The sequence below is a fragment of the Hylemonella gracilis ATCC 19624 genome (genome assembly GCF_000211835.1).
Lineage (GTDB): Bacteria > Pseudomonadota > Gammaproteobacteria > Burkholderiales > Burkholderiaceae_C > Hylemonella > Hylemonella gracilis.
This window is the reverse complement of the sequence record NZ_AEGR01000024.1, coordinates 12005-37864: the sequence shown is the minus strand read 5'-3', so window position 1 is coordinate 37864 and position 25860 is coordinate 12005. Positions and strand designations below refer to the sequence as shown.

General features: G+C 64.5%; 26 protein-coding genes and 1 tRNA gene. 13 read left to right on the top strand and 14 right to left on the bottom strand.

Features of this window, described 5'->3' with window-relative positions; translation table 11 throughout:
* Positions 1 to 34: 34 nt before the first annotated feature.
* Complete coding sequence (hrcA, locus tag HGR_RS01815) at positions 35 to 1054, bottom strand: heat-inducible transcriptional repressor HrcA (protein ID WP_006296351.1); 1020 nt, start codon at positions 1052 to 1054, stop codon at positions 35 to 37.
* Between the two features lie 120 nt (positions 1055 to 1174).
* Between hrcA and HGR_RS01810 the strand changes: the two genes are divergently transcribed.
* From HGR_RS01810 to rapZ, 3 genes are all read left to right on the top strand, one after another.
* Positions 1175 to 2107, top strand: coding sequence for an NAD kinase (locus HGR_RS01810; RefSeq protein ID WP_006296350.1), 933 nt, complete (start codon positions 1175 to 1177; stop codon positions 2105 to 2107).
* 144 nt (positions 2108 to 2251) lie between these two features.
* A complete protein-coding gene (recN, locus tag HGR_RS01805) occupies positions 2252 to 3940 on the top strand; it encodes a DNA repair protein RecN (protein ID WP_006296349.1) in 1689 nt (562 codons plus the stop codon).
* A 34-nt stretch (positions 3941 to 3974) separates the two neighbouring features.
* Entirely contained in the window at positions 3975 to 4892 is a 918-nt protein-coding gene (gene rapZ, locus HGR_RS01800; protein WP_006296348.1) for an RNase adapter RapZ, read from the top strand.
* Here the strand turns inward: rapZ and mutY are convergent.
* Together mutY and mutM are read right to left on the bottom strand one after the other, a co-directional pair.
* A complete protein-coding gene (gene mutY / locus HGR_RS01795; protein WP_006296347.1) occupies positions 4889 to 5992 on the bottom strand; it encodes an A/G-specific adenine glycosylase in 1104 nt (367 codons plus the stop codon). The genes rapZ and mutY overlap by 4 nt on opposite strands.
* A gap of 30 nt (positions 5993 to 6022) precedes the next feature.
* Positions 6023 to 6850: a bifunctional DNA-formamidopyrimidine glycosylase/DNA-(apurinic or apyrimidinic site) lyase gene (gene mutM, locus HGR_RS01790; protein WP_006296346.1), complete on the bottom strand. Its 828-nt coding sequence runs from the start codon at positions 6848 to 6850 to the stop codon at positions 6023 to 6025.
* A gap of 99 nt (positions 6851 to 6949) precedes the next feature.
* Here mutM and HGR_RS01785 point away from each other — a divergent pair, with 99 nt between their 5' ends.
* From HGR_RS01785 to pth, 6 genes are all read left to right on the top strand, one after another.
* Positions 6950 to 8896 (top strand): tetratricopeptide repeat protein, encoded by a 1947-nt coding sequence (locus HGR_RS01785; RefSeq protein WP_006296345.1) that lies wholly within the window; start codon positions 6950 to 6952, stop codon positions 8894 to 8896.
* 120 nt (positions 8897 to 9016) lie between these two features.
* Entirely contained in the window at positions 9017 to 10012 is a 996-nt protein-coding gene (gene ispE, locus HGR_RS01780) for a 4-(cytidine 5'-diphospho)-2-C-methyl-D-erythritol kinase (protein ID WP_006296344.1), read from the top strand.
* A gap of 103 nt (positions 10013 to 10115) precedes the next feature.
* Positions 10116 to 10192 (top strand) — tRNA-Gln (locus HGR_RS01775).
* 92 nt (positions 10193 to 10284) lie between these two features.
* Entirely contained in the window at positions 10285 to 11262 is a 978-nt protein-coding gene (locus HGR_RS01770) for a ribose-phosphate pyrophosphokinase (protein ID WP_039852037.1), read from the top strand.
* A 135-nt stretch (positions 11263 to 11397) separates the two neighbouring features.
* Positions 11398 to 12054: a 50S ribosomal protein L25/general stress protein Ctc gene (locus HGR_RS01765; protein ID WP_006296342.1), complete on the top strand. Its 657-nt coding sequence runs from the start codon at positions 11398 to 11400 to the stop codon at positions 12052 to 12054.
* A 126-nt stretch (positions 12055 to 12180) separates the two neighbouring features.
* The gene (gene pth, locus HGR_RS01760; RefSeq protein WP_006296341.1) at positions 12181 to 12858 is read left to right on the top strand and encodes an aminoacyl-tRNA hydrolase; all 678 of its coding nucleotides are present in this window, start codon (positions 12181 to 12183) and stop codon (positions 12856 to 12858) included.
* Positions 12859 to 12861: 3 nt separating this feature from the next.
* Here the strand turns inward: pth and HGR_RS01755 are convergent, their stop codons facing one another.
* The 8 genes from HGR_RS01755 to HGR_RS01720 all read right to left on the bottom strand — a co-directional run bounded on the left by HGR_RS01755 (position 12862) and on the right by HGR_RS01720 (position 18128).
* Positions 12862 to 13128, bottom strand: coding sequence for a YfhL family 4Fe-4S dicluster ferredoxin (locus tag HGR_RS01755; RefSeq protein WP_006296340.1), 267 nt, complete (start codon positions 13126 to 13128; stop codon positions 12862 to 12864).
* A gap of 5 nt (positions 13129 to 13133) precedes the next feature.
* Positions 13134 to 13634, bottom strand: coding sequence for a pantetheine-phosphate adenylyltransferase (gene coaD, locus HGR_RS01750; RefSeq protein ID WP_006296339.1), 501 nt, complete (start codon positions 13632 to 13634; stop codon positions 13134 to 13136).
* A 105-nt stretch (positions 13635 to 13739) separates the two neighbouring features.
* Entirely contained in the window at positions 13740 to 14864 is a 1125-nt protein-coding gene (nadA, locus tag HGR_RS01745) for a quinolinate synthase NadA (RefSeq protein WP_006296338.1), read from the bottom strand.
* A 23-nt stretch (positions 14865 to 14887) separates the two neighbouring features.
* Complete coding sequence (nadC, locus tag HGR_RS01740) at positions 14888 to 15793, bottom strand: carboxylating nicotinate-nucleotide diphosphorylase (protein WP_006296337.1); 906 nt, start codon at positions 15791 to 15793, stop codon at positions 14888 to 14890.
* Positions 15794 to 15803: 10 nt separating this feature from the next.
* The gene (locus HGR_RS01735; RefSeq protein ID WP_006296336.1) at positions 15804 to 16838 is read right to left on the bottom strand and encodes an NAD(P)H-dependent glycerol-3-phosphate dehydrogenase; all 1035 of its coding nucleotides are present in this window, start codon (positions 16836 to 16838) and stop codon (positions 15804 to 15806) included.
* Positions 16839 to 16859: 21 nt separating this feature from the next.
* Positions 16860 to 17324, bottom strand: a complete 465-nt coding sequence (secB, locus tag HGR_RS01730; protein WP_006296335.1) for a protein-export chaperone SecB — start codon at positions 17322 to 17324, stop codon at positions 16860 to 16862.
* Positions 17325 to 17423: 99 nt separating this feature from the next.
* Entirely contained in the window at positions 17424 to 17690 is a 267-nt protein-coding gene (gene grxC / locus HGR_RS01725; protein ID WP_006296334.1) for a glutaredoxin 3, read from the bottom strand.
* 3 nt (positions 17691 to 17693) lie between these two features.
* The gene (locus tag HGR_RS01720) at positions 17694 to 18128 is read right to left on the bottom strand and encodes a rhodanese-like domain-containing protein (protein WP_006296333.1); all 435 of its coding nucleotides are present in this window, start codon (positions 18126 to 18128) and stop codon (positions 17694 to 17696) included.
* 93 nt (positions 18129 to 18221) lie between these two features.
* Between HGR_RS01720 and gpmA the strand changes: the two genes are divergently transcribed.
* From gpmA to HGR_RS01700, 4 genes are all read left to right on the top strand, one after another.
* Complete coding sequence (gene gpmA, locus HGR_RS01715; RefSeq protein ID WP_006296332.1) at positions 18222 to 18962, top strand: 2,3-diphosphoglycerate-dependent phosphoglycerate mutase; 741 nt, start codon at positions 18222 to 18224, stop codon at positions 18960 to 18962.
* A 174-nt stretch (positions 18963 to 19136) separates the two neighbouring features.
* Positions 19137 to 20579: a S41 family peptidase gene (locus HGR_RS01710; RefSeq protein WP_006296331.1), complete on the top strand. Its 1443-nt coding sequence runs from the start codon at positions 19137 to 19139 to the stop codon at positions 20577 to 20579.
* Positions 20580 to 20592: 13 nt separating this feature from the next.
* The gene (locus tag HGR_RS01705) at positions 20593 to 21384 is read left to right on the top strand and encodes a HesA/MoeB/ThiF family protein (RefSeq protein WP_006296330.1); all 792 of its coding nucleotides are present in this window, start codon (positions 20593 to 20595) and stop codon (positions 21382 to 21384) included.
* 178 nt (positions 21385 to 21562) lie between these two features.
* Positions 21563 to 22456 (top strand): MinD/ParA family protein, encoded by an 894-nt coding sequence (locus HGR_RS01700; protein WP_039852031.1) that lies wholly within the window; start codon positions 21563 to 21565, stop codon positions 22454 to 22456.
* A gap of 67 nt (positions 22457 to 22523) precedes the next feature.
* Here the strand turns inward: HGR_RS01700 and HGR_RS01695 are convergent, their stop codons facing one another.
* The 3 genes from HGR_RS01695 to clsB are packed head-to-tail and all read right to left on the bottom strand — an operon-like array spanning position 22524 to position 25847.
* On the bottom strand, positions 22524 to 23708 hold the full coding sequence (locus HGR_RS01695; RefSeq protein ID WP_006296328.1) for a hypothetical protein: 1185 nt from the start codon (positions 23706 to 23708) through the stop codon (positions 22524 to 22526).
* Between the two features lie 31 nt (positions 23709 to 23739).
* Positions 23740 to 24474, bottom strand: coding sequence for a GTP cyclohydrolase I (folE, locus tag HGR_RS01690; RefSeq protein WP_006296327.1), 735 nt, complete (start codon positions 24472 to 24474; stop codon positions 23740 to 23742).
* 20 nt (positions 24475 to 24494) lie between these two features.
* Positions 24495 to 25847 (bottom strand): cardiolipin synthase ClsB, encoded by a 1353-nt coding sequence (clsB, locus tag HGR_RS01685; protein WP_006296324.1) that lies wholly within the window; start codon positions 25845 to 25847, stop codon positions 24495 to 24497.
* Positions 25848 to 25860 lie beyond the last annotated feature (13 nt).

Below are 25860 nucleotides of genomic sequence, written 5' to 3'. Positions count from 1 at the left end.
GAGGCGGCACGGCCCCGCCGACCTTGGGCCGTGCTTATTTGCCGTGGCTCAGGGCATTGCCCAGCAGCTTGGACGTGACGTCAACGATCTGGATCATGCGGTCGTAGGCCATGCGCGTGGGGCCAATGACGCCGAGGGTGCCGACGATCTGGCCGTCCACCTCGTAGGGGGCGCTGACCACCGACAGCTCCTCGTAGGGCACGACGTGGCTTTCGCCGCCGATGAAGATGCGCACGCCCTCGGCCTGGCCCGCGCTGTCGAGCAGCCGCATCAATTGCGCCTTCTGCTCGAAAAGATCGAAGGCGCGGCGCAGATGGCTCATGTCGCTGGAGAAATCGCTGACCGCCAGCAGATTTCGCTCGCCGGCGATCACCACTTCCTCCTGAGGCTGGCTCATGGCCTCGGTGCCGACGGTGACGGCGGCCTGCATCAGCGCGGCGATCTCGCCCCGCAGCTTCTCGACCTCACCCTGCAAACGCTCCTTCACCTGTTCCAGTGTGAGGCCGAGGTAATGGGCATTGAGGTAGTTGGCGGCCTCGGTGAGTTGGGACGTGGAGTAATCGGCCCCAGTGAAGATCACACGGTTCTGCACATCGCCCTCGGGCGAGACCAGGATGACCAAGATGCGCCGCTCGCCCAGGCGCAGGAATTCGATGTGACGGAACACCGAGGAACGGCGAGGGGCCACGACCACCCCGACGAATTGCGACAAGGAAGACAGCAGATTGGCCGCGTTGCTGATCACCTTCTGAGGCTGATCGGGCACCAGCTGATGGGGCGCGAACTCCGGCGAGGCCATCTGCTCACGCTGAACGGTCAGCATGGTGTCCACGAACAGGCGGTAGCCGCGGGCCGTGGGCACCCGTCCGGCGCTGGTGTGGGGACTGGCGATCAGACCCAGTTCCTCCAGGTCAGACATCACATTGCGGATGGTCGCGGGAGACAGTTCCAGGCCCGAGGCGCGCGACAGCGTGCGCGAGCCCACCGGCTGCCCGTCGGCGATGTAACGCTCCACCAGCGTCTTCAACAGCAACTTGGCACGGTCATCCAGCATAGAAAATCATTCTAACGACGAGCCCTGCGCGCACCCGAGCCATTCTTGCAAAACAAGGCCTTCGCAAGATTGAAAATCAGCACCAATACTGTATATTGATACATATCCACGGTTTTACCCATGAACCTCCAATTCCGCCAAGTTGCCCTGATTGGCCGCTACCCACTCGCCCCGCAGCCCGGCGGCAACCCGGGGGCGGCCAGCCTGCGGGCACGCCCCGCGCTGGGCGGCATCGCGGCACTGCTCCAAGCACAAGGTTGCGCCGTGGTGGTGGAAGCGCAAACGGCCTTGGCCGCCGATGGCCTCGATGGCCTGCCGACGCTCGCGCTGGAAGACATTGCCAGCCGTTGTGACCTCGCCCTGGTTGTGGGTGGGGACGGCACCATGCTCGGCGCGGGACGGGTACTCTTCCATCCCGACACAGGCGAGGGTCTGCCGCTGATCGGCATCAACAGCGGTCGGCTCGGCTTCATCACCGACATCTCGCTGGAGAGTTACGCCAGCGTATTGCCCCCGATGCTGCATGGTGAGTATGAGGCGGAAGGACGCGCGCTGATGCAGGCGCGGGTGATCCGCCCCGGGCCGGACGGCGACCGCTGCGTCTTCGATGCCCTGGCCATGAACGATGTGGTGGTGCACCGCGGCAACTCCTCCGGCATGGTGGAACTGCACGTGGAAGTGGATGGCCGTTTCGTGGCCAACCACCGGGCCGATGGCCTGATCCTCGCCACGCCCACCGGCTCCACCGCCTACTCGCTGTCGGCGGGCGGCCCCATCCTGCACCCCGCCATCGCGGGCTGGGTGCTCGCGCCAATCGCGCCGCATTCACTGTCGAACCGCCCCGTGGTGCTGCCTTCGGATTCTGAAGTCTCCCTGCAGATCGTTTCCGAGCGCGAGGCCATGGTCAATTTCGACATGCAGACCTTGACCGCGCTGCAACAGGGTGACCTCATCTTGGTCCGGCGCTCAGCCCGCACCGCGCGCTTCCTGCACCCGCGCGGCTGGAGCTATTTCGATACCTTGCGCAAGAAATTGCACTGGAATGAAACCTAGATCTGACTCACCCCAGGCTTCGCGCCTCGTTGGGCGCTGCGCCCCCCCTTGCAGGGGGCGCTCCCAGCAGCCCGGCCAAGCCGGTCCTGCGGGAGCCCTCGCCTGGGTTGATCGGCAAGTCACCGTTTGAGGAGCGTCACGCAAATGGCACTTAAAAGAATCGTCCTGCGGGATTTCGTCATCATCAGCGAGCTCGACCTCGAATTCGCCCCCGGCTTCACTGTGCTGACCGGCGAAACCGGCGCCGGCAAGTCCATCCTGATTGACGCCTTGCAGCTTGTCACCGGCGCGAGGGCAGACACGGGGCTCATCCGCGAAGGTGCGACACGCACCGACGTGAGCGTTGAATTCGATCAGTGCCAGCTGTACAACGGCTGGCTGGAAGCCGCGGGCTTCGACACCGGCTTCGACCCCGGTGCCACCTTGCTGCTGCGCCGCACGGTGGACACCCAAGGCAAAAGCCGCGCATGGATCAACGGCAGCCCCGCCACCGCCACGCAATTGCGCGAGCTCGGTGAACAGCTGTTCGACATCCACGGCCAGCATGCCTGGCAAAGTCTGACCCGCTCCGAGGCCGTTCGCGGGCTGCTCGATGCCTACGGCCGCATCGACACTGAGGCGCTGACCCGCGCCTGGACGCATTGGCGGCAAGCGGGCAAGACACTGGACGACGCCCGCGCGGCGCAAGACAAACTGCAAAGCGAGCGCGAACGCCTGAGTTGGCAGATCGGCGAAGTGGAGAAGCTCGATCCCCAGCCCGGTGAATGGGAAACGCTCAACACCGACCATGGCCGTCTAGCCCACGCGCAAGCCCTGCTGGACGCCGCGCAGACCGCGCTGAACGCCCTTGATGGCGGGGACGATGGCACGGATGGCAGCGCTCGGCACGCGCTGGGCGCCGCGCGTCAATCGCTACAAAATCAGGAGCATCTGGAGCCCGAGTTCAAAGCCCTGGCCGAGATTCTGGCCTCCAGCCTGGCCCAGGTGGAAGACAGCGCGCACAGCCTGCGCTCCTACCTGCGTCGCACCGACCTGGACCCGGATCGCCTGGCCGAACTCGACGCGCGTCTCACCCAATGGATGGCCGTGGCACGCCGTTACAAGCGCGCGCCAGAGGAACTGGCCGCCGCGCTCGCGGGCTGGCGCGAAGAGCTGGCACGGCTGGACGCCGCGGCCGACCTGGAGACGCTACAAAAAACAGAGCAAGATACGCGTGCGTCTTACATGCAAGCGGCGCAGGCCGTCTCGCAATCCCGCGCGGCCGCCGCGCCTCGCCTGGCCCAGGCCATCACCCAAGCCATGCAAGGGCTGGGCATGGAAGGCGGCCGTTTCGACGTCGCTCTACAAACAGTGGATTCGCCGCAGGCTCACGGCTTGGAGGAGGTGCAGTTCCTCGTGGCCGGGCATGCGGGCAGCACGCCGCGGCCCATCGGCAAAGTGGCGTCAGGCGGCGAACTGTCGCGCATCGCGCTGGCCATCGCCGTGACCACCAGCCAACTGGGCGCGGCGCAGACCCTGATCTTCGACGAAGTGGATTCGGGCGTGGGTGGCGCGGTGGCCGAGACCGTGGGACGCCTGATGCAACGCCTGGGCCGCGATCGCCAGGTGTTGGCGGTCACGCACTTGCCGCAAGTCGCTTCCTGCGCGGACAACCACTTGCAAGTCTCCAAGCAGCGCGAGGGCAGCGCCACGCTGAGCAACGTGGCGCGCGTGCAGGGCGAGGCACGCGTGCAGGAAATCGCGCGCATGCTGGGCGGTGAACGCCTGACCGGCGCCACCCTTGCACATGCCAAGGAAATGCTGCAAGACCAGGGGCAACCGGGCCTGATCTGAGCAGAACCGGCTCAGCTCGCGCAGAATCCTTGCCATGGAAATCATCCTCATCACCGGCATGTCCGGCTCTGGCAAGTCGGTGGCGCTGCATGCGCTCGAAGACGCAGGTTATTACTGCGTGGACAACCTGCCGCCCGAACTGCTGGAACCTTTTGTCGCACTGGAACAAAAACAGCGTGCACGTCACGTGGCCATTGCCGTGGATGTGCGCAGTGCCATCTCGCTGCCGCAGCTGCCGGCCCTGCTGGTCACATTGCGCGAGCAAGGCCACGCGATCAAATCACTGTTCCTGGATGCGTCGACCGACACCCTGGTACGCAGGTATTCCGAGACACGGCGCAAGCATCCACTCTCCAGCACGCCTACCGCCATCCCGCTCGCGGGTGCACCCGTCTTGGGCGCATCCGACAAGGACGGCGGCGTGGGGGAAGCCACCGATCCCAACCGCGCCCTGATTGAAGCCATCGAACTCGAACGCGAGCTGCTGGCCGACCTGCGCGACCAAGCCCAGGTCATCGATACCAGCGTGTTGCGCGCGGCGCAGTTGCAAAGCTACATCAAGGAGGCCATCCGCCTGCCGGGCAACTCGCTCACCTTGGTGTTCGAATCCTTCGCCTTCAAGCGCGGCATCCCCGTGGACGCGGACTATGTGTTCGACGTGCGCATGCTGCCCAACCCGCACTACGAACCGGCCTTGCGCGAACTAACCGGACGCGACCAGCCGGTCATCGACTACCTGCGTGCCCAGCCGGAGGTCGACCTGATGCGCCAGCACATCGAGCGTTTCCTCAACCAGTGGCTGGCCGCCCTGCTGCACAACCATCGCAGCTACGTCACGGTCGCCATCGGCTGCACGGGCGGGCAGCATCGCTCGGTCTACCTGGTCGAGGAGCTGACGCAGCGGTTCGCGACGCGATGGGCCACGCTCAAGCGTCACCGGGAAATCGCCTAACCCTGCTGTTTCAGCAGTTTTTTGATCGGCGCTGGGAGGCCCAATGCAGGCCAAGCATCTGCGGCGTGCCAGAGGCCTTGCTCGGACAACTTCACTGAAGCAGGCAAGACCACGCGCACGGGATGCAGGTGCAGATCCTTGTGCGTCAGCACATGCTTGAAGACCGGCAGTTCCTGCAGACCATCGCGCCGCCTGGCCGGCACAGCCGCTTGCAAAGACTCAAAACTGTCGAACAGTTCCAGGCAATGCAAGCCTGCCCAGACGCTCTTCAGGGCATCTTGCCCACCTCCGGACGCAGGCCGCTGGCGCAGCCAGACCGCGCCTTGGTTGGTCTGCGCCCACAAGAGCCACAGTGACTGTGCCGTGCGCTTGAGCTTGCGGGTCTTGACGGGATAGGCCTCGGTACGCCCCTCGCGACGGGCCACGCAGAGGTCAGCCACAGGGCAAGCCTCAGGGGTCATAAGGCAGCTCGGCTTGCGCGGCAGGCAGACCGTGGCGCCCATGTCCATCACCGCCTGGGTGTAGCGGGGCATGTGTTGATCCAGGTCGTCGCGGGGCAACAGTTCGTCGGCCAGCTTCCACAAGGTCTTTTCCTGCGCGGCCTGCGCCAGATCACCGTCAAAGCCCAGGGCACGCGTCAGCACGCGTTTGACATTGCCGTCCAAGATCGCCACGCGTTCGCCGAAGCAGATGGAGGCGATGGCTGCCGCTGTTGAACGGCCAATGCCCGGCAAGGTCTGCAATGTGACCGCGTCGCGCGGGAAGGCGCCTGCGTGCAGCGCCATCACTTGCTGCGCGCAGGCGTGCAGGTTGCGCGCGCGGGTGTAGTAGCCCAGGCCGCTCCAGAGCGCGAGCACGTCGTCCAGCGGCGCCGCAGCCAAGGTCGCCACGTCAGGAAAGCGTTGTAGGAAACGAGCGTAGTAATCGCGCACCGTCGTGACCTGGGTCTGCTGCAGCATGATCTCCGAGAGCCAGACCCGGTAAGGATCACGCGTGTTCTGCCAGGGCAAATCATGACGACCATGCACGGCTTGCCATCGCAGCAGACGATCGGGCCATTGCGCGAATTCTGTGGCCGGCGTCAACTTGGCGGAGGTCATGGTCTGTGGATCAGGCTTTCTCACGCCTTCTTACGCTTTCTGGCAATGGACACAGTAGTAAGTGGCCCGCTGGCCTTGCCGCATCAGTTTGATGGGGTGACCACACACCGTGCAGGGCAGGCCCTCGCGTCCATAGACCTTGGCCTCGAACTGGAAGTTGCCGCGTTCGCCCACCGCGTTGCTGTAGTTGCGCAAGGTGGTACCTCCCGCAGCCAGGGCCCGGCCCAACACGTCGCGTATCGCAGCGTGCAGCCTCTCCGCGCGCGGTTTGCTGATGCGCGCCGCGGACAAGCTGGGACGAATGCCGGCGATGAACAGCGCCTCGGAAGCGTAGATATTGCCCACGCCCACCACCACATCGCCGGCGAGCAACACCTGCTTGATGGCGCTTCTGCGTTTTTTCAGCGCGGCATGGAACGCATCGGCCTCGAAGCTTTCGTCCAGAGGCTCCACGCCCAGGCCATCCAGCAGCTTGCGCGCGATGGGCGCCTGTTCGCTTTCGGCCCAGACCACGGCGCCGAAACGGCGCGGGTCATTCAAGCGCAGCAGTCCCCGGTCGGTCTGTAGGTCGAAATGGTCGTGCGCGCCCCGTGGTCGTGTGCCGTGCACCGCGACGTCGGTGAAGCTCAGGCTGCCGGACATGCCCAAGTGCAAGAGCAGCATGCCTTCGTCCAAATCCAGCAAGAGGTACTTGCCGCGACGCCGCACACCACGCACCCGCCGGCCGACAAGTTGCGCGGGGGCGATGCCCAGAGGCCAACGCAAGGGCAAACCTTGCCAGGCGGACACGATGCGAGCGTCGGCGATGTGGTCCGCGAAGCTCAGGCGGGTGGCTTCGACTTCGGGCAACTCGGGCATGAAACGGTGAAAAGTCGCTGGAAAAACGGACATTATGGAGAGGAACCAGAGGTGCGCACGCCTTGGCTTATCATGGCCCGACCCGATTCGGATCGCCTTATGTCAGCTCTACGCCCGCGCCTGCCCGCCCTGATCTTGCCTGCCCTGCTGGCGCTTCTTCTTCCCCCGACCCAGGCCGCGCCGGCGACGCCCACCAAGGGCGCCACCGCAGCCGCGGACATCGCAACTCCCGCACCCGTGGAGAACTCCGTCCTCAACGGTGAGCTTTTTTACCAGTTGCTGCTGGGTGAGTTGAGCGCACAACAGGGCGAAACAGGGGCGGCCTACTCGCTGCTGCTGAACGCGGCGCGCAAGACAAACGATGGTCGGCTCTACATGCGTGCGATCGACATCGCCTTGCGCGCGCGGGCCGGCGATTCCGCCTTGCAAGCCGCACGGGACTGGACCAAGGCGCAGCCCGAATCCGCGGAGGCCAACCGCTATGTGCTGCAGATCCTGCTCGGCCTGAACCGCTTGGACGACACCGTGGGGCCGCTGCAACGAGCCCTTGCGCTGACAGCGCCTGCGGAGCGTCCGCTGCTGATTGCCACCTTGCCCCTCTACTTCTCCCGCAGCAGCGACAAAGCGATGGCGGCGTCCGTGCTGGAGCAGGCCCTGCAGGCTCAGTTGCTGGATCCCGCCCGGCTTCCTGCTCAAGTGATGCCCATCGACAAGACAACGGGCGCAGCCGCCTGGAGCGCCGTGGGGCGCATGCGTTTGGCAGCAGACAACCCGGCAGGCGTGCTGGAGGCCGCCCGGCGAGGCGTGGCGCTCGACCCGCGCGCGCCCGAGCCCCTGCTGCTGGCCATGGCGCTGCTGTCACCGCAGTTGCCCGCGCGTTACGCAGCACAACGAGAGGAAGCAGGCGAACTCCTGACGCGTCATTTCGCCACGACCTCCTCGGCGACGCCGAACTTGCGCTTGTACTACGCACGTGCCTTGGTTGACATTCAGCGGTATGCCGAAGCTCAAGCTCAGCTGAAGATCATCCTCCAGGCTCAGCCCGATCTCGCCGACGCCTGGCTGCTGCAAGGCATGCTGGAACTGCAAGACAAGCGCCTGGCAAACGCAGAAAAATCTCTGACACGCTTTCTCGCATTGATCGAAACCCAGCGCAAGCAAGCCATGGGCTCAACGAGCGCAGACGAGGAGGACGACGACGAAGCCGATGCAGCCCAGGATGGCGGCCAGATCATCCACAGCCAGGATGGTCAGCAAGCCATCCATCGCGCGGTGGCGCAAGCCTGCCTTGGACTTGCTCAGATCGCCGAGCAGCGCAAGGACTACAAAGGTGCGGAAGCCTGGCTCGCGCGCATTGACACCAGCGGCAACGCTGCGGAACAGTTGCGCGTTCAGCGGCAACGTGCGAGCTTGTTGGCCCGGCAAAACCGGATGGACGATGCGCTGGCTTTGATTCGCGACCTGCCAGACAACACGTCAGAGCAAGCGCGCGAAAAGTTTTACGCGGAGCTGCAACTGCTGCGGGACAACAAGCGCTATGCCCAAGCCTATGCGCTGCTTGAAGAGGCGACCCTGCGCAACCCGCAGGACTATGACCTGCTGTATGAGCAGTCCATGATCGCCGAGAAGCTGGGCCGAGCGGAGGAAATGGAGCGGCTGCTGCGCAAGATCATGGCGGAGAAGCCGGACTACCACCATGCCTACAACGCGCTGGGGTACTTTTTCGCCGACCGCAACATGCGTCTGGCCGAGGCCCGCACACTCATTCAGAAAGCCCTGGACGCAGCCCCTGGCGACCCGTTCATCACCGACAGCCTGGCCTGGGTGACTTTCCGGGAGGGCAACAAAGAGGAAGCGCTGCGCCTCTTGAAGCAAGCCTACACGGACCGACCTGACGCCGAGATCGCCGCCCACTTGGGCGAGGTGCTCTGGAGCCTCGGGCAGCGCGACGATGCGCGCAAGATCTGGCGCGAGGGCTTGGAACTGAACGCCAGCAATGAAACGCTGCTGGAAACACTGCGGCGACTGGGCGTCAATAAGCCCTGATCGGGCCCGTCGCCAAGCAGCCTGCGCTGCGGCTTCGGGTCACGGGCCACGGTGATGCGCGGATGGAGCGCGTACGTGAGCCCTGCGAGGGAGCGCCGAAGACCGCTAAACTCGCCCGCCATGCCGACCTCCCTGCATGATGTCTCAGCGCCAGCGAAGCTGAATCTTTTCCTCCATGTCACGGGTCGACGCGCCGACGGGTACCACCTGCTGCAATCGGTCTTCACCCTGATCGATTGGGCTGACACGCTGCATTTCGAAACCCGTGCACATCGACAACATGATGGGGGCTTGAGTCGTGAGGACCTGACCACGCCCTTGCCCGCGGATGATCTGGTATTGCGAGCCGCTCGCGCCTTGCAGGCCGCGACAGGCCATGCTGGTGGGGCCCACATCGCGATTGCCAAGCACATTCCCGCGCAAGCCGGGCTCGGTGGAGGCTCCTCCGACGCCGCATCGACTCTGCTGGCGCTCAATCGCCTGTGGAAGCTCAAGCTCAGCCTGGAGCAATTGGCCGCAATCGGTCTCACCCTGGGCGCGGACGTGCCGTATTTCCTGCACTCGGCACATGCGAAGCAGGCGACGGCCTGGGTGGAAGGCGTGGGCGAACGCATCACCCCCTTGCCGGCAAACCTGGAACCGGCTCGCCTGCTGCCCGGCCATGCTCTGCTGGTCGTCAAGCCTGACGCAGGCCTGGAGACTGCGGCGATTTTCCGTGACCCCGCTTTGAAACGCGACAGTTTTGCTGCTACAATCACAGGCTTTGCTGCTGACCCCGGCGTGGGATCGGCAAGCGAGGAAAAACCGAACGACGTTGAGCACAATCGGGATCGAGGTGCTCAAAGTTTCAGGAAATTCCTGCTTGAGGATTCACGCAACGACTTGCAGCCCGTCGCCCAGCGGCTTTGCCCTGGTGTCACGCAGGCCCTGGAATGGTTGAATTCCCTGGGTTTGTCGGGGCGGATGACGGGCTCGGGCAGCGCGGTTTTTGCATGGGTTGCGCCTGAGATGCATGTGCGTGCCAGGTTTTCAAGCACGGCGATCGCCGTGCCCGACCAGATGCAGAGCCGCTGGTGTCGCAGTCTGGATGTCCATCCGCTGGCCCATTGGGCTTAGCCGAAGGATGCCCGGCGCAAGAAAACGTCAGGGAGTTCGGATTCAGTCCGAAGTGAACGAGTTTTGAGGTGGGCGGTTGTGGTGACTGACCGTCGACCTGTGTAGGGGAGTCGCCAAGTTGGTTAAGGCACCGGATTTTGATTCCGGCATGCGAGGGTTCGAGTCCTTCCTCCCCTGCCAAATTCCTGCATTCGTACCAGTCACCCACGCTTCAAACAAGCGCGTTGCCACCTTCCACCTCCGACGTCTCCACGCTGGGCTCTTCCATGCAGATCGCAGCCTCATCCCCGGATTTCATGCTCTTCACGGGCAATGCCAACCCCACCCTGGCGGCGGACATTGCCAAGCATTTGGGCATCAGTCTTGGCGCGGCAACCGTTGGGCGTTTCTCCGACGGCGAAGTCACGGTTGAAATCAACCAGAACGTGCGCGCCCGCGACGTGTTCGTGGTGCAGTCCACTTGTGCGCCGACCAATGATTCGCTGATGGAACTGCTGATCATGGTGGATGCGCTCAAGCGCGCGTCGGCCGAACGCATCAGCGCCGTCATCCCCTATTTCGGTTACGCCCGCCAGGATCGGCGCCCGCGCTCCAGCCGCGTGCCGATCTCGGCCAAGGTGGTGGCCAACCTGCTGCAAACCGTGGGTGTTTCCAGCGTGCTGACCATGGACCTGCATGCCGACCAGATCCAGGGCTTCTTCAACATCCCGGTGGACAACATCTACGCCTCGCCGGTGCTGCTGGGTGACCTGCGTCAGCAAAATTACGAGGACCTGATCGTCGTCAGCCCCGACGTGGGCGGTGTGGTGCGCGCCCGCGCGCTGGCCAAACAGCTCAATTGCGACCTCGCCATCATCGACAAGCGCCGTCCCAAGGCCAACGTCAGCGAAGTGATGAACGTGATCGGCGACATCGAAGGCCGCAACTGCGTGATCATGGACGACATGATCGACACCGCTGGCACGTTGGTGAAGGCCGCCGAGGTGCTGAAGGAGCGCGGCGCGAAAAGCGTCTACGCCTACTGCACCCACCCCATTCTGTCTGGCCCCGCCATCGAGCGCATTTCCAAGAGCACCGCGCTGGACGAGGTGGTGGTGACCAACACCATCCCGCTAGCCGAACTGGCCCGCGCCTGCGACAAGATCCGCCAATTGTCCGTGGCCCCGCTGTTCGCGGAGACCATCCACCGCATCGCCCGAGGCGAGTCGGTCCTGAGTTTGTTCTCGGAGCAGGACGCGCCGCTGCTGTGAGCAGCAACCGCCCAGCTGCGAGACCAAAAGCCGCCCGCATCGAAAGACGCGGGCATTGTTGAAACCGGAACCACACTGGTCGCGGTGGGTTCCGAAGGAAGCATTGATGCATCAATCTTCCACAAGGAGTGAACCATGAAATTCGTCGCTTTTGAGCGCGCCAAGCAAGGTACGGGTGCGAGCCGCCGCCTGCGTCACACGGGCCGCACGCCCGGCATCGTCTACGGTGGCACCGTTGAACCCTCGCTGATCGAGCTGGACCACAATGCCCTGTGGCATGCCCTGAAGAAGGAAGCCTTCCATTCGTCCATCCTCGACATGGAACTGAACGGCAAGAGCAATCAGGTGCTGCTGCGCGACGTGCAGATGCACCCCTACAAGCCCCTGGTGCTGCACATTGACTTCCAGCGCGTGGACGCCAACACCAAGCTGCACATGAAGGTGCCGCTGCACTACAGCGGCGAGGAAAACTCGCCCGCCATCAAGGACAAGTCACTGGTGAACCACATCGTCACCGAGCTGGAAATCTCCTGCCTGCCCAAGGATCTGCCCGAATTCATCGCCGTGGACCTGAGCAAGCTGACCAAGGGCGCATCCCTGCACCTCAAGGACATCACCCTGCCCAAGGGCGTGACGGCCGTGACCCACGGCAAGACCAACCCGGTGCTGGTTGCCGCAGTGGCGCCCGCGGGCGAGGAAGAAGCAGCCCCCGCCGCCGAAGCCGCTCCGGCCGCCGATGCCAAGGCCGCTCCGGCAAAAGCAGCTCCGGCCAAGGCCCCCGCCAAGAAGTAATCCTCTTGGTTGTGACAAGGTCCGGGCGCGACTGCCCGGTCCCTGCTCCCAAAACGGCCCGCCTCGGCGGGCCGTTTTCATTCCAGCCTCTGCATGCCGTCACTCGCGGTCCCCGATAATCCCGCCATGCTCAAACTCCTCGTCGGCTTGGGTAACCCTGGCCCTGAATACGAAGCCACACGCCACAACGCCGGCTTCTGGTGGATCGATGCTGTAGCCCGTGAACTGAAGGCCGGGCTGACCCTTGACAGAGGCTACCAAGGCCTCGTGGCTCGCACCACGTACAAAGGGCAGACGCTCTGGCTGCTGGAGCCCATGACGTTCATGAACGAATCCGGCAGATCGGTCGCGGCACTGGCGCGCTTCTTCAAGATCCAGCCCGATGAAATCCTGGTCGCCCATGACGAGATGGACATCGTGCCGGGTGAAGTCAAGCTCAAGCGCGGCGGCGGCCATGCCGGACACAACGGCCTGCGCAGCCTGCACGCGCAACTGGGGAGCGACGACTATTGGCGATTGCGCATCGGCGTGGGCCATCCCGGCGTGAAGTCCGAGGTCGTGAGCTGGGTGCTCAAGAAGCCATCGCTCGACCACCGCGCTGCCATCGAGGACGCCATGATCCGCACCCTCCAGGCCCTGCCGGATCTGCTCAGCGGCGCCATGGACAAGGCCACCATGCACATCCACACGAGCAAGCCGCCACGGCCGAAACCACCGAAGCCGCAAAAATCAGAGGCCCCGGACACGCCAACAACTCCGGCGACGGTGGACAAGAATCTGGCGGACAGCAAACCTGCGGCCTGAACTTCAGGCGGCTGAAGCTGGCTTTTCCGCCTGCAGCCGCAGGTATTTCTGCATCAGTGTCTCGCGGCTCTCGACATGCTGCGGATTGACCGGGATGCAGGCCACGGGGCAGAGTTGCACGCACTGGGGCTGCTCATGGTGGCCCACGCATTCGGTGCAGCGTGCCGGATCGATTTCATAGATCTGCGGCCCCAGGTAAATCGCCTCGTTCGGGCATTCGGGTTCGCAGACATCGCAGTTGATGCACTCGTCGGTGATCATCAGGGCCATGGCGCCTACCCTTCCGTGGGACGGCGAATCTTCTCCGCCAGACGCCGCGCGACGGCGGGATCGACGAATTTCTCGGCCTCGCCGCCCAGGGCCGCGATCTCCCGCACCAGGGTGCTGGAAATGAATTGGTAATTCAGGCCGGGGGTGAGGAACACGGTTTCGACCTCGGGCATCAATGTGCGGTTCATGCCGGCGAGCTGAAACTCGTAGTCGAAATCGGTCACGGCCCGCAGGCCACGGATCACGACTTTGCCGCCATGCCCGACGACGAAGTCACGCAGCAGGCCCGTGAAGCTCTCGACCGACACATTGGACTGGTCGTGCAGCACCTCGCGCACCAGGTCCATGCGCTCGTCGAGGGTGAACAGGGTTTTCTTGTGATGGGCCGCGGCCACGCCGACAACGACCCGGTCAAACAGCTGAGCGGCACGGCGCACCACGTCGCTGTGGCCCAGGGTCAGGGGGTCGAAGGTGCCGGGGTAGATGGCAATCACGGGGCGGGACATGGCGGCGGCGTCTCCAGACTCAGATGCTCAGATGCGTCTCGGATGGGCGGTCAGCGATTATGAGGGGCCGGAACAAAACACTCCGCAACCTGGCCGACCACGCCTTCAGGCCGCGCCGAGGTGGGGCACCAGGCCAGTCACCGGCTGGCCCGCCTTCTGCGCGGCCGTGAAGGCCAGCATGCGGTCAATGGGCTGGCGCGCGCGGGGAATCAGGGTGGGATCGACGTGGACTTCGTTCAGGCCCGTCTCGAGCACATGGGCCACGCCCGCCAGGCCGTTCATGGCCATCCAGGGGCAGTGCGCGCAGCTCTTGCAGGTGGCGCTGTTGCCCGCCGTGGGGGCCTCGATGAAGGTCTTGCCCGGGTTGAGCGTGCGCAGCTTGTGCATCATGCCCTTGTCGGTGGCGACGATGAACTCTTGTGCGTCGAGCTCCTTCGCCGCCTTCAAAATGCCCGAGGTCGAACCCACGGCGTCCGCCAGCGCCACCACGCCACTGGGCGACTCCGGGTGCACCAGCACCTTGGCTTTCGGGTGTTCCTTCTTGAGTTCCTCCAGCTCAAAGGCCTTGAACTCGTCATGCACGATGCAGGCGCCGTTCCACATCAGCATGTCGGCGCCAGTCTCGCGTTCGATGTAGGCGCCCAGGTGGCGGTCGGGTGCCCAGAGAATCTTGTGACCCTGGTCTTTCAAGGCACGCACGATGTCCAGCGCGCAGCTGGAGGTGACCAGCCAGTCCGAACGCGCCTTCACCGCCGCGCTGGTGTTGGCGTAGACAACCACGGTGCGGTCTGGGTGCGCGTCGCAGAAGGCGCTGAATTCGTCCACCGGACAGCCCAGGTCCAGCGAGCAGGTCGCGTCCAGGTCGGGCATCAGGATGGTCTTTTCGGGGCTGAGAATCTTGGCCGTCTCGCCCATGAAACGCACGCCGGACACCACCAGGGTCTGCGCCGCGTGATCGCGCCCAAAGCGGGCCATTTCCAGCGAGTCGCTGACGATGCCACCGGTTTCCTCGGCCAGGTCCTGCAGGTCGGGGTGCACGTAGTAGTGCGACACCATGACGGCGTTCTTTTCCTTGAGCAGGCGGCGAATCTTGTCCTTGAGCGCGACACGCTCGGCGGGCGCGGGCTCGGCCGGCACGCGAGCCCAGGCATGGTGCGTGGAACACGCCGCGCCTGCGCTCAGGTTTTCGGGTTGCTCGTATTCGACGTCGATGACTGCGCTGCCCATCATTGCTCCATCATTCCAACCGACCGTCACAGGTCCGTGAAACGCATCGAGAAATCGATGGCTTTCACGTCTTTCGTCAAGGCGCCAATCGAGATGCGATCCACGCCCGTGGCCGCGATCTCGCGCACCGTGCCCATGTTCACGCCGCCGGAGACCTCGAGGATCGCCCGACCCGCGTTGATGCGCACGGCCTCGCGCAGCGTCGGCAAGTCCATATTGTCCAGCAGCACCATGGTGGCACCGGCCAGTAGGGCCTCTTCGAGCTGGGTCAGTGTCTCGACTTCGATTTCGACGAACTTGGCCGCGCCCGCAATGGAGGCAGTGGCGCGCACCTGGGCCAGAACCTCGGTCACGCCGCCCGCGGCGGCGATGTGGTTTTCCTTGATCAGCACCGCGTCGTACAGCCCGATGCGGTGGTTCCAGCCCCCGCCGCAGTGCACCGCGTATTTCTGCGCCAGCCGAAGGCCGGGCAAGGTCTTGCGGGTGTCGACGATGCGGGCGCGCACGTTGCCGCGGGTGCCAGACACCTCGGCGATCGCTGCGACGTAGTCTGCGGTGCGGGTGGCCACGGCGCTGAGCAACTGCAGAAAGTTCAGCACGGTGCGCTCGGCCGTCAGCAAGCCGCGCGCGGGCCCCGTCAGCTCCAGCACGGTCTGGTCTGGCTGGCAGCGCTGACCTTCGGCCACCCGCCAGTTCCATTGCGAGCCGGGCGCTGCCTGCCGCAAGGCGGCCTCGGCCCAAGGAACACCACAAATGATTGCGGCTTCACGCGCGAGGATTCGGGCGCGCGCGGTTTTGCTGGCGGGCACCAAGGCCGCCGTCAGATCACCGTCGCCCACGTCTTCCATCAGCGCGCGCGCCACGTCGGCCTGCGCCAGGTCCCGCAGCATGTCGGCGGTGTATTCAAGCACGGGAGAAGTCGTCACGGACATGGCATTCCCATCAACGGATTTCAGAACTGGGCTCGCGCTCCATCAGGGCCTGCACGGCCTGCTGCGGCTGCATCTCGCCATCCAGCAGGGCCACGACGGCCTCGGTGATGGGCATGTCCACGCCCAGATGCCGCGCTCTTTGCGCGACCGTGCGGGCGCAGTAGACCCCTTCGGCCACATGCCCGAGTGAAGTCACGGCCTCGTTCAAGGTTTTGCCCTGAGCCAGTAACAGGCCCACTTTGCGGTTGCGGCTGAGGTCGCCGGTGGCTGTCAGCACCAGATCCCCCAGGCCGGACAAGCCCATGAAGGTCTCGGCGCGAGCCCCCAAGGCAAGGCCAAACCGCATCATTTCGGCCAGGCCGCGGGTGATCAGCGCGGCGCGGGCATTCAAACCCAGGTTCAGGCCATCGCACAGGCCGGTGGCAATGGCCAGGATGTTCTTGACCGCGCCGCCCACTTCCACGCCCACCAGATCGTCGTTTTCGTAGACCCGCAGGCGTGGGCTGTGGAAGGCCTGCACCAGGCGTTCGCGCACCAGAGCGTGTGCGCTGGCCGCGACCAGCGCAGTCGGGCGGCCCAAAGCGACTTCCTGCGCGAAGCTCGGGCCACTCAGGACACCGGACAGCAGTTGCGGAGCCACCTCGGCCTGGACCTCGTGCGCCATCAATCCCACGGACTGCGCTGGCTGCGTCTCACCGGCAGCAGACCGGCTGCGCTCCAAGCCCTTGCAGATCCAGGCCACGGGCACCCGGCAATCGCGCAGTTCCTGCAGCAATTCCCGCAGGCCGGCCATGGGAGCGCCGAGAATGACCAAGTCCTGCCCGCCGCAGAAACGGGCGACATCCGTGCCGTCCACGATGCGCAGCCCCTCGGGCAGATGCAAGCCTGGCAGATACCGCGCATTCACGTGGTCGGCGCGCATGGCGCGCGCCTGCGACGCGTCGCGCGCCCACAGGGTGACTTGGTGGGCCTGACGCGGGTTCGCGCTGGCGCTGACCGCCAGTGCGGTGCCCCATGCCCCCGCGCCCAGGACCAGGATGTTCATGCCGGAATGCCCCAGCCAGCTTTACTGGATCTGCTGCCCCGCCGCACCGTTCGGGGCACCGTTGGCGGACGCCTGCTGCTGTTCATACAGGGCCTGGAAATTGATCTCTTGCAAGTGCACCGGCGGGAAACCAGCGCGCTGCACCAAGTCCGCGACGTTGCCGCGCAGGTAGGGAAACACGATCTGCGGGCAGACCACGCCCAAGACGGGGCCCATCTGGGTCGCGGGGACGTTGCGGATCTCGAAGATGCCAGCCTGCTTGGCCTCGACCAGGAACACGGTCTTGTCCGCGATCTTGGTGGTGACCGTCGCGGTCACGCTGACCTCGAACATGCCATCCGCCACCGGCTCGCCCGCGACGTTGAGCTGGATGTCCACCGAGGGCTGCTCGTTTTGCAAAAAGATGGCCGGGGAATTGGGTTGCTCCAGCGAGGCTTCCTTGAGGTAGACGCGCTGAATCTGGAAGACGGGCTGTGGTTCGGCCATGGTGTGGTCTCTGTGGTCTGGAATTGGAATGGAGGCTCTGCCCGCCCGACCTCATTCGCCAGGGGGCTTGAACGAATCGCGCGCGATGCAGCCGACGCGTCAGGCGGGAGTATGACCTAGCAAGGGCATCAGCCCGCCTTGGGCGTCCAAGGCCATCAGATCATCGCAGCCGCCGACATGGGTCTCACCAATGAAAATCTGCGGCACCGTGCGGCGGCCGGTGAGGGACATCATCTGATCACGTTGAGACGGATCGGCATCGATGCGAATCTCCTCGATCTGCTCAACGCCCCGGGCCTTGAGCAGCTGCTTGGCGCGGATGCAATAGGGGCAGACTGCGGTGGTGTACATCTTGACGGGCTGCATGGCTCAGGCCTTGGAGGTTTTGTTGTCCTGGGGCTGGGCGGAGGAAGCCACTGGCAGGTTGGCCGCACGCCAGCCCTTCAATCCGCCCGCCAGGGCCAAGGCACGGTCATACCCCAGGCCCTTGGCCATGCGAGCCGCGGTGGCGGCACGCGAACCGCTGGCGCACATGAAGATCACGGGCAAGGCCTTGTTCTTCACCGCCTGAGGCAGTTGCTCCTTCAGTTGCGCCAAGGGCACGTTTTTCGCGCCATTGGCATGCGCCGCGGCGTACTCGTCGGCCGAGCTGACGTCGACCAGCACCGCTTTTTCACGATTGATGAGTTGCACAGCCTCGGCAGGAGCCAAGGCACCTGCACCGCTCAAGGCTGGACGCAAGAGCAGCAAGCCGGAGACGAGGACCACAAGAATCAGGGCCCAGTTATGAAGAATGAAATCCACGGAAATCCTTGCACCGGTTCTAGAAAGAATGGGATTTTAAAATGGCGGGCTTTCCCCCGCGCAAAACTCCTTTCTTACCCATATTCAAGCCCCATGTACAAACTTGTGCTCATTCGCCATGGTGAATCGACCTGGAACCTGGAAAACCGCTTCACCGGCTGGACGGATGTGGATCTCACCCCCACCGGCGTGGCCCAGGCCATGGCCGCGGGCCAGCTGCTGAAAGCCGAAGGCTATGACTTCGACGTGGCTTACACCAGCGTGCTCAGGCGCGCCATCCACACCCTCTGGCACGTGCTGGATGGCATGGACCGTGCCTGGCTGCCCGTGGTCAAGCATTGGCGTCTGAACGAGCGCCACTACGGGGCGCTCCAAGGCCTCAACAAAGCCGACATGACGCGGCAATACGGCGAAGCCCAGGTCCTGGTCTGGCGGCGCAGCTACGACACGCCCCCGCCAGCGCTGGAGGCCACCGATCCGCGCAGCGAGCGCGGCGATCGGCGCTACGCCCAACTGACCCCCACCGACATTCCGCTGACCGAGTGCCTCAAGGACACGGTTGCGCGGGTCATCCCCTTCTGGAACGACAGCATGGCTCCAGCCATCAAGGCGGGCAAGCGCCTGGTCGTGGCTGCACATGGCAATTCCATCCGGGCATTGCTCAAGCATCTGGACGGAATTTCAGACACCGATATCGTGGGCCTGAATATTCCCAACGGCATACCATTGGTCTACGAGTTGGATGCCAACCTGCGGCCCATCCGCCACTACTACCTGGGCGACGCGCAAGCCGCTGCGCAGGCCGCCGCCGCGGTGGCGCGGCAGGGCACCTGAACAGCACTCAGACCCCTTTCGCGGCGCAGGAGATTGCCACGTCCATGCCCCTGGCTGGCCCCAAGAAAGCCGCGAGCGTGTATATTGGCTACAGATTCCGCCCGCCTCGCGCGGGCGGCAAAAACAACACTTAGGCCTCTTCATTCGAGCCTCCTTATTCCTCGGGCACATACCATGGGGCAAAAACTGAAAATCGCAGGCTGGGTTTCACTGGGCGTGCTCGCGGGCGCACTCACCACGGTGTCGCTGCAAACCGTCGCGCGCAACGCCGCAGCGCCACTGCCGCTGGAAGAGCTGCAACAACTGGCCGCTGTCTTCAGCCTGATCAAGACCGACTACGTCGAACCCGTTGACGAGAAAAAGCTGATCACTGACGCGATCTCGGGCATGGTGTCCAGCCTGGACCCGCATTCCCAGTACTTCGACAAGAAGAGCTACAAGGAATTCCGCGAAGGCACCTCGGGCCGTTTCGTGGGCGTGGGCATCGAGATCAGCCAAGAAGACGGGCTGGTCAAGGTCGTCTCACCCATCGAAGGTTCACCCGCCGATCGCGCTGGCCTCAAGACCAATGACCTGATCACCCGCATTGACGACACCGCCGTGAAGGGCCTGACGCTGAACGAAGCCGTCAAGCGCATGCGCGGCGAGCCCAACACGAAGGTCATTCTGACCATCTTCCGCAAGGACGAAAACCGGTCCTTCCCCGTGACCATCGTGCGCGAGGAGATCAAGACCCAGTCCGTCAAGGGCAAGGTGGTGGAGCCGGGTTATGCCTGGGTTCGCTTGTCGCAGTTCCAGGAGCGCTCCGTCGAGGATTTCGTCAAGAAAATTGGTGACATCTACAAGCAAGAGCCCAACCTCAAGGGGCTGGTGCTGGACCTGCGCAACGATCCGGGCGGCTTGCTGGACGCAGCGGTCGCGATCTCCGCGGCCTTCCTGCCGGAGAACGTGACCGTCGTGTCGACTGACGGGCAATTGGCGGAAAGCAAGTACACCTTCAAGGCCTCGCCCGAGCATTATCTGCGCCGCAGCGGTGCGGATCCGCTCAAGCGCCTGCCCGAGGCGCTCAAAAAGGTGCCCCTGGTGGTGCTCGTCAACGAAGGCTCCGCCTCGGCCAGCGAGATCGTGGCCGGCGCCTTGCAAGACCACAAACGCGCCACGCTCATGGGCAGCCAAACCTTTGGCAAGGGTTCGGTCCAGACCGTGCGCCCCCTGGGTCCAGATACGGGGCTGAAGATCACCACCGCGCGTTACTACACGCCTTCGGGCCGCTCCATTCAAGCCAAGGGCATCCTGCCGGACGTGCTGGTGGATGAAACCCCCGAGGGTGATCTTTTCGCCGCGTTGCGCACCCGCGAAGCGGATTTGGACAAACACTTGTCCAATGGAGACGGCAAGGAAGAGAAACGCCAGCAGGACGAACGCGCCAAGGCGCGCGACGCAGCCCTGAAGCGCCTCGAGGAAGAAGCCAAGAAACCGCCGGCCGAGCGCAAACTGCCCGAATACGGCAGCGCGGAAGACTTCCAGCTCATGCAGGCGTTGAACCAGCTCAAGGGCCGCCCGGTGATGGTCAGCAAGACGCTGGCCGAACGCAAGGAAGAGCCGAAAGAAAACTGATTCGGCTCAGTTCATGACCGATGACGAGCTGCTGCGTTATTCGCGGCATATCCTGCTGGACGAAATCGGCGTCGAGGGCCAGGAGCGCATCCTGAACGGCAAAGCCGTGCTGATTGGCGCGGGTGGCCTGGGCTCTCCGGCAGCGCTGTACTTGGCCGCCGCGGGCGTTGGTGCTGGCGCAGGACACATCACGCTGGTGGACCCCGACGAGGTGGACCTCACCAATCTGCAGCGGCAGATCGCGCACGACACCGAGCGCGTGGGTTCACCCAAAGTCACATCCGCCGCCGCCGCCATGGCCTCGCTCAACCCAGGTGTGCACGTACGAACCATCGCGCGGCGCGCTGACCCCGAGCTGCTGACCACCCTGGTGGCCGAGGCGGACGTGGTTCTGGATTGCAGTGACAACTACGCCACCCGGCAGGCCGTGAATGCCGCTTGCGTGCGAGCCCGTAAACCTTTGGTTTCCGGCGCGGTTATCCGTTTCGACGGACAGATCGCGGTCTTTGACCCACGCCAAACGGCTGCGCCTTGTTATGCCTGCCTGTTTGACCCCCACGAGGCATTCGAGGAAGTGTTGTGCTCCACCATGGGCGTCTTCGCGCCGCTCGTAGGTGTCATCGGTGCCATGCAGGCCGCGGAAGCCTTGCGGCTGCTCATGGCTCCATCGACCACCGCGCATTTGCAGGCGCCATCCCCCTTGACCGGCCGCTTGCTGATGCTGGATGGCCTGCGCATGCGCTGGAACGAGGTGCAAGTGCCTCGCAACCCCGCTTGCCCGGTCTGCGGTCACCCGCATGCATGAGCATCGCCACACGGCCGGTACACGCCGAAGCCACCTTTTCAGGTCTTGAGGGCGGGAACTGCATCTGAAAGCCTGATTTACGGGCTTTACTCCTCGGTATTTCCCGGCCCGGCATTTGCGCGGGGTCGATAGACTTTACCGTTCCTTAAAGTACCCCAACCCTGTCCATTCCTTGCTGGTGTCTACATCACGCGCGCCTGCGGCGCCCACCGCTTCGTCAACCAAGCCACTGTCACGGCCTTTGCCGGCCCAAGGACAGGGGCACGGCAGGGTGTTGGCCGTGACCAGCGGCAAGGGCGGCGTGGGCAAAACCTTCGTCTCCGCCAATCTGGCGGCCGCCCTCGCCCGGCGCGGCCTGAGAGTATTGGTGCTGGACGCCGACCTGGGGCTGGCCAACCTGGATGTGGTGCTCAACCTCTACGCCCGCACCACCTTGCACGATGTGCTGACGGGCAAGGCCAAGCTGGAGCAGGCCATCGTGCCCGCGCCAGGCGGTTTCTCGGTGCTCATGGGAGGCTCGGGCATGGCCGAATACGCCCGCTTGACCCCGGACATGCGCGAGAAATTCACCCAGGTATTGAACTCACTCACACCGCGCTATGACGTGGTGCTGCTGGACACCGGCGCGGGCATTTCCGACGCCGTGTTGTTCGCGATCTCGCTGGCCTCCGAAGTGGTGCTGGTCGCCACGCCAGAGCCAACCTCTCTGACAGATGCCTACGCCACGATCAAGGTGTTGGTCAATCAGCAACGGCGCCCCCGCATCCACATGATCGTCAACCAAGCCAGCCGCCCTGGCGATGGCCGAGCCATCACCATGCAGCTGCAGCAGGTGGTGGGGCGCTTCGTGGTGCAGGAAGGTGCCGAGGGGGCCATAGGCTCCGCTCCTGGGGCGGAGGCCGGCCGCTTGATCCATCTGGGCGACATTCCCAGTGACCCGGCCGTGAGACAGGCTGTGATGCGTCGTCAATTGCTGATGCAGACCATGCCCGGCGCTCCCGCAGCACTCGCCATGGTCCAGGTGGCCAGCAAGCTGCAAGATACGGCCCTGCGTTCTGGCTCGGGGGATTGATCCCATCAGGGATCTCGCAAACGCCTGCCAAGCAAGCGGCCTCGGTCGCCAGCGCGGCACTGCGGGCTTACCACGGCGAGTCTTCGCCGCCCTCGTCTTCGGCTTCCGAAGCGCCGCGCGGGATGGCCGCGTTCATCGCCTGCACATGCCCCCCGGTGGCAAACCAGCGGTACAAGGCGGGACGAGCCCGCAACAGCGCTTGGGGATCGGCATGGAACAGCGCGAAGGACTCGGCAAAGGACTCCTGCAGGGATTCACGGCCATAGTCCGTCGGCGGCGGCAAACCCGCCAGCGCGCGCAGATAGGCCGTGATGACCGGCCCTGGATTGCGCAGCAGTTCGGCTTCGGCGATCAGTTCATCGTAGCGGCGGACCAGTTCATCATGCCGGCGGATGAGCGCGTTGTAGCGCGCTGGCTGATCCCGCAGCCGCCAAGCATCGCTGCGGTACTTCTCAGCCGCGGCCCGAAGGCTTTCCGCGGTGCACAGGGCGTGTCGCGCGGGAGCGCGCTCCACCGCATGGCCGATTTCATGGAGCAAGGGAAAGAGCACGGCGTCCCGCGGCGCGGCAATGTCGCCCACGAACAGAAAGCGGTTGAAGCCAGCGCCCGCGGGATACAGGGTGATCCGTGCCAGACAGCCATCGAGCTCATACCGCGCGGCCTTGTCGCGCCCCAGATCGCGTTGACTGCGCTCAAAGCGCACCGTGCGCAGCACGGCCAGTTCGTCCGGCAACAGCAGCGCGAGAGACTCGGCCAACGACTGGCGCTCGGCCTCGCTCCACTCGCCTCGAAAGGTCTTGTGCAAGCCGAAGCGTTCGCGGATTTTCGTTTCCGTCAGGGCCGCCTCGCGAGGTGCGTCACCGCGCGATGAGAGGATGCGCAGGCTGTCGTTACCGCCGATCAGCACCGAAACAGGCGCGGCCCCCTTGCCAGCGACGTGGATGCGCATGTCGTATTCGCCACCGGTGCGGCCCAGCAACACGGCAGCCCATAAGGCACCTAACTCGGCCGTGGGCAACAGCGGCAGGGTTGCCGAATTCAGCGGCGTTTCCTTACCGTCGACATCCACCCAGACAGCGCGCCGCCCGTCGAGGCGGCGCAGAATTTCCTCGGGGAGTTCACGCACCTGCTTTTCTGGCAAGGGCTCGTGGCGCAGCTCGGTTCTGTCGTAGAAAAGCTGTGGCGTGCCGCAGCCCGCCAGCAGCAGGGGGAGGGCCAGAAACGGGAGAACGGCCTGGACTGGGAACCTCAAGACAGCCCCAAATCGAACCGTCTGTCCGCCTCTACTTCTGGCGGGGAATCAAGGACAGGAATTCCTGCCGCAAGACAGCGTCCTTGAGGAAGACGCCGCGCATCACGGAATTGAGCATCTTGCTGTCCATGTCACGCACCCCGCGCCAGGACATGCAATAGTGATTGGCCTCCATCACCAGCGCCAGGCCGTCGGGGCGGGTCTTCTTCATGATCAGGTCGGCGAGTTGCACCACGGCCTCTTCCTGAATCTGCGGCCGGCTCATCACCCATTCAGCCAGGCGCGCGTATTTCGACAGACCAATCACGTTGGTGGACTGATTAGGCATGACACCGATCCACAGTCGACCGATCACCGGAACGAAGTGATGGCTGCAGGCGCTGCGCACCGTGATCGGCCCAACGATCATCAGCTCGTTCAGATGCTCCGCATTGGGGAACTCTGTGATGCGCGGGGTGGGCATGTAGCGTCCCTTGAAGACCTCGTTGAGGTACATCTTGGCGACGCGGCGCGCCGTGCTCTCGGTGTTGTGATCATTGACCGTGTCAATCACGAGGCTGTCGAGCACCCCTTGCATCTTGGTTTCCACCTCATCCAGCAAAGCCTCCAACTCACCCGGTTGGATGAAATCGGCAATGTTGTCATTGGCATGGAAGCGCTGCTTGGCAGCTTTCACGCGCTCGCGAATCTTGACGGACACCGGCACGCCTTCGTCGGTGCTGGGGCGGGTCGTGGACAAGCCTGCGGAGATGAGGGAGGAGGTCATGCGACTATCCTATCAGGGGCTCAATACTTCTGCCCGAGTAGGAACAAAGCCACACGAACCGCCCCCAGTGCCAGTCTGTCAAGGAAGCGCTGGCGCCATGGACGGCGCGCGAAGTCATCGGTCACGACCACTCGCCCCCCTTTGCGCATGGCCTCCAAAAGGCGCTCCCGCAGCTCCGTGGCAAAGGCCGCATCCACCACCACCACATTCGCCTCGCGCGCCAACAGCAGGCTCAGCGGGTCCAGATTGGACGATCCCACGGTCGCCCAGGGAGTCACGCCCTCTTGCAGACAGGCGCCGTCGATGACCGCCACCTTGGCATGCAGAAAACTCGCCGAATACTCGTGGATTTCCACACCAGCCGCCAGCAGCGAGCCATACACGGTGCGCACGGCGTGGTACTGCATGAAGTATTCGTAGCGCCCCTGCAAGAGCAGGCGCACATGCACACCGCGACGCGCCGCCTCGATCAGCGCTTGCCGCAGCTTGCGCCCCGGCAGGAAGTAGGCGTTGGCGATGATGATTTCCTCCCGCGCGGCACGGATCGCCCGGCGGTAGGCGTGCTCAATGTGCCTGCGGTGCAAGAGGTTGTCGCGCAGCAGCAGCGCCGCGCGCGCTGAGCTGGCGTCCTCCACGGGACGTAGCGCGCTCCCCCCCCGCTGCGCCGTGGTTTTCGCGTCCGACTCCAAACGCCTTGTCAGATGCCGGTGGCTGCGTTCATCGCGCAACCCGTCTTCAGGCTGCCAACGCCACCAGATCTGCATCATGGCTTCGCGCGCCACGGTCACCAAGGGACCTTGCACGCGCACAGCAAAGTCAAAACGCGGCGCATCGAGGGGGCCGTGGTTGGGATCCATCCGGTCGTCGAGGATGTTGATGCCGCCGCAGAAGACAATTTCCCCATCGATCAAACAAAGCTTGCGATGAAGCCGCCGCCAGCGGCTGGGACGCAGCAAGGACAGCCAGCGCAGCCAGGCCCCACCGGGCTTGTACAAGCGCCAACGCACTCCCGCAGCGCTCAAGCGGTTTGCCCAGGCCGCGGGCAGTTGGGGCGTACCGACGCCATCGGCCAGCAGCGAGACCGACACCCCTCGCTCTGCGGCACGCACCAAGGCGTCCACGATCAGGCGCGCGGCCTCGTCTTGCCAAAAGATGTAGGTTTCAAGCCGGACTTCGCGCCGAGCCCCATCCATGGCTTCCACCATGGCGGGGAACAGTTCCGCACCGCCTTGCAGCAAGTGCACCCGATGACCTGGCCGAGTGGTCACCAGACGGGCCGCGCGGCGCACCAGGCGGCGCAAGGCACGCTGGGTCGCGCGGCGGCGGATGGCCCATTCACGCAGCGGCCGCAGGCCCCGCCTCGATGGCGTCACGGGAGACACGGCT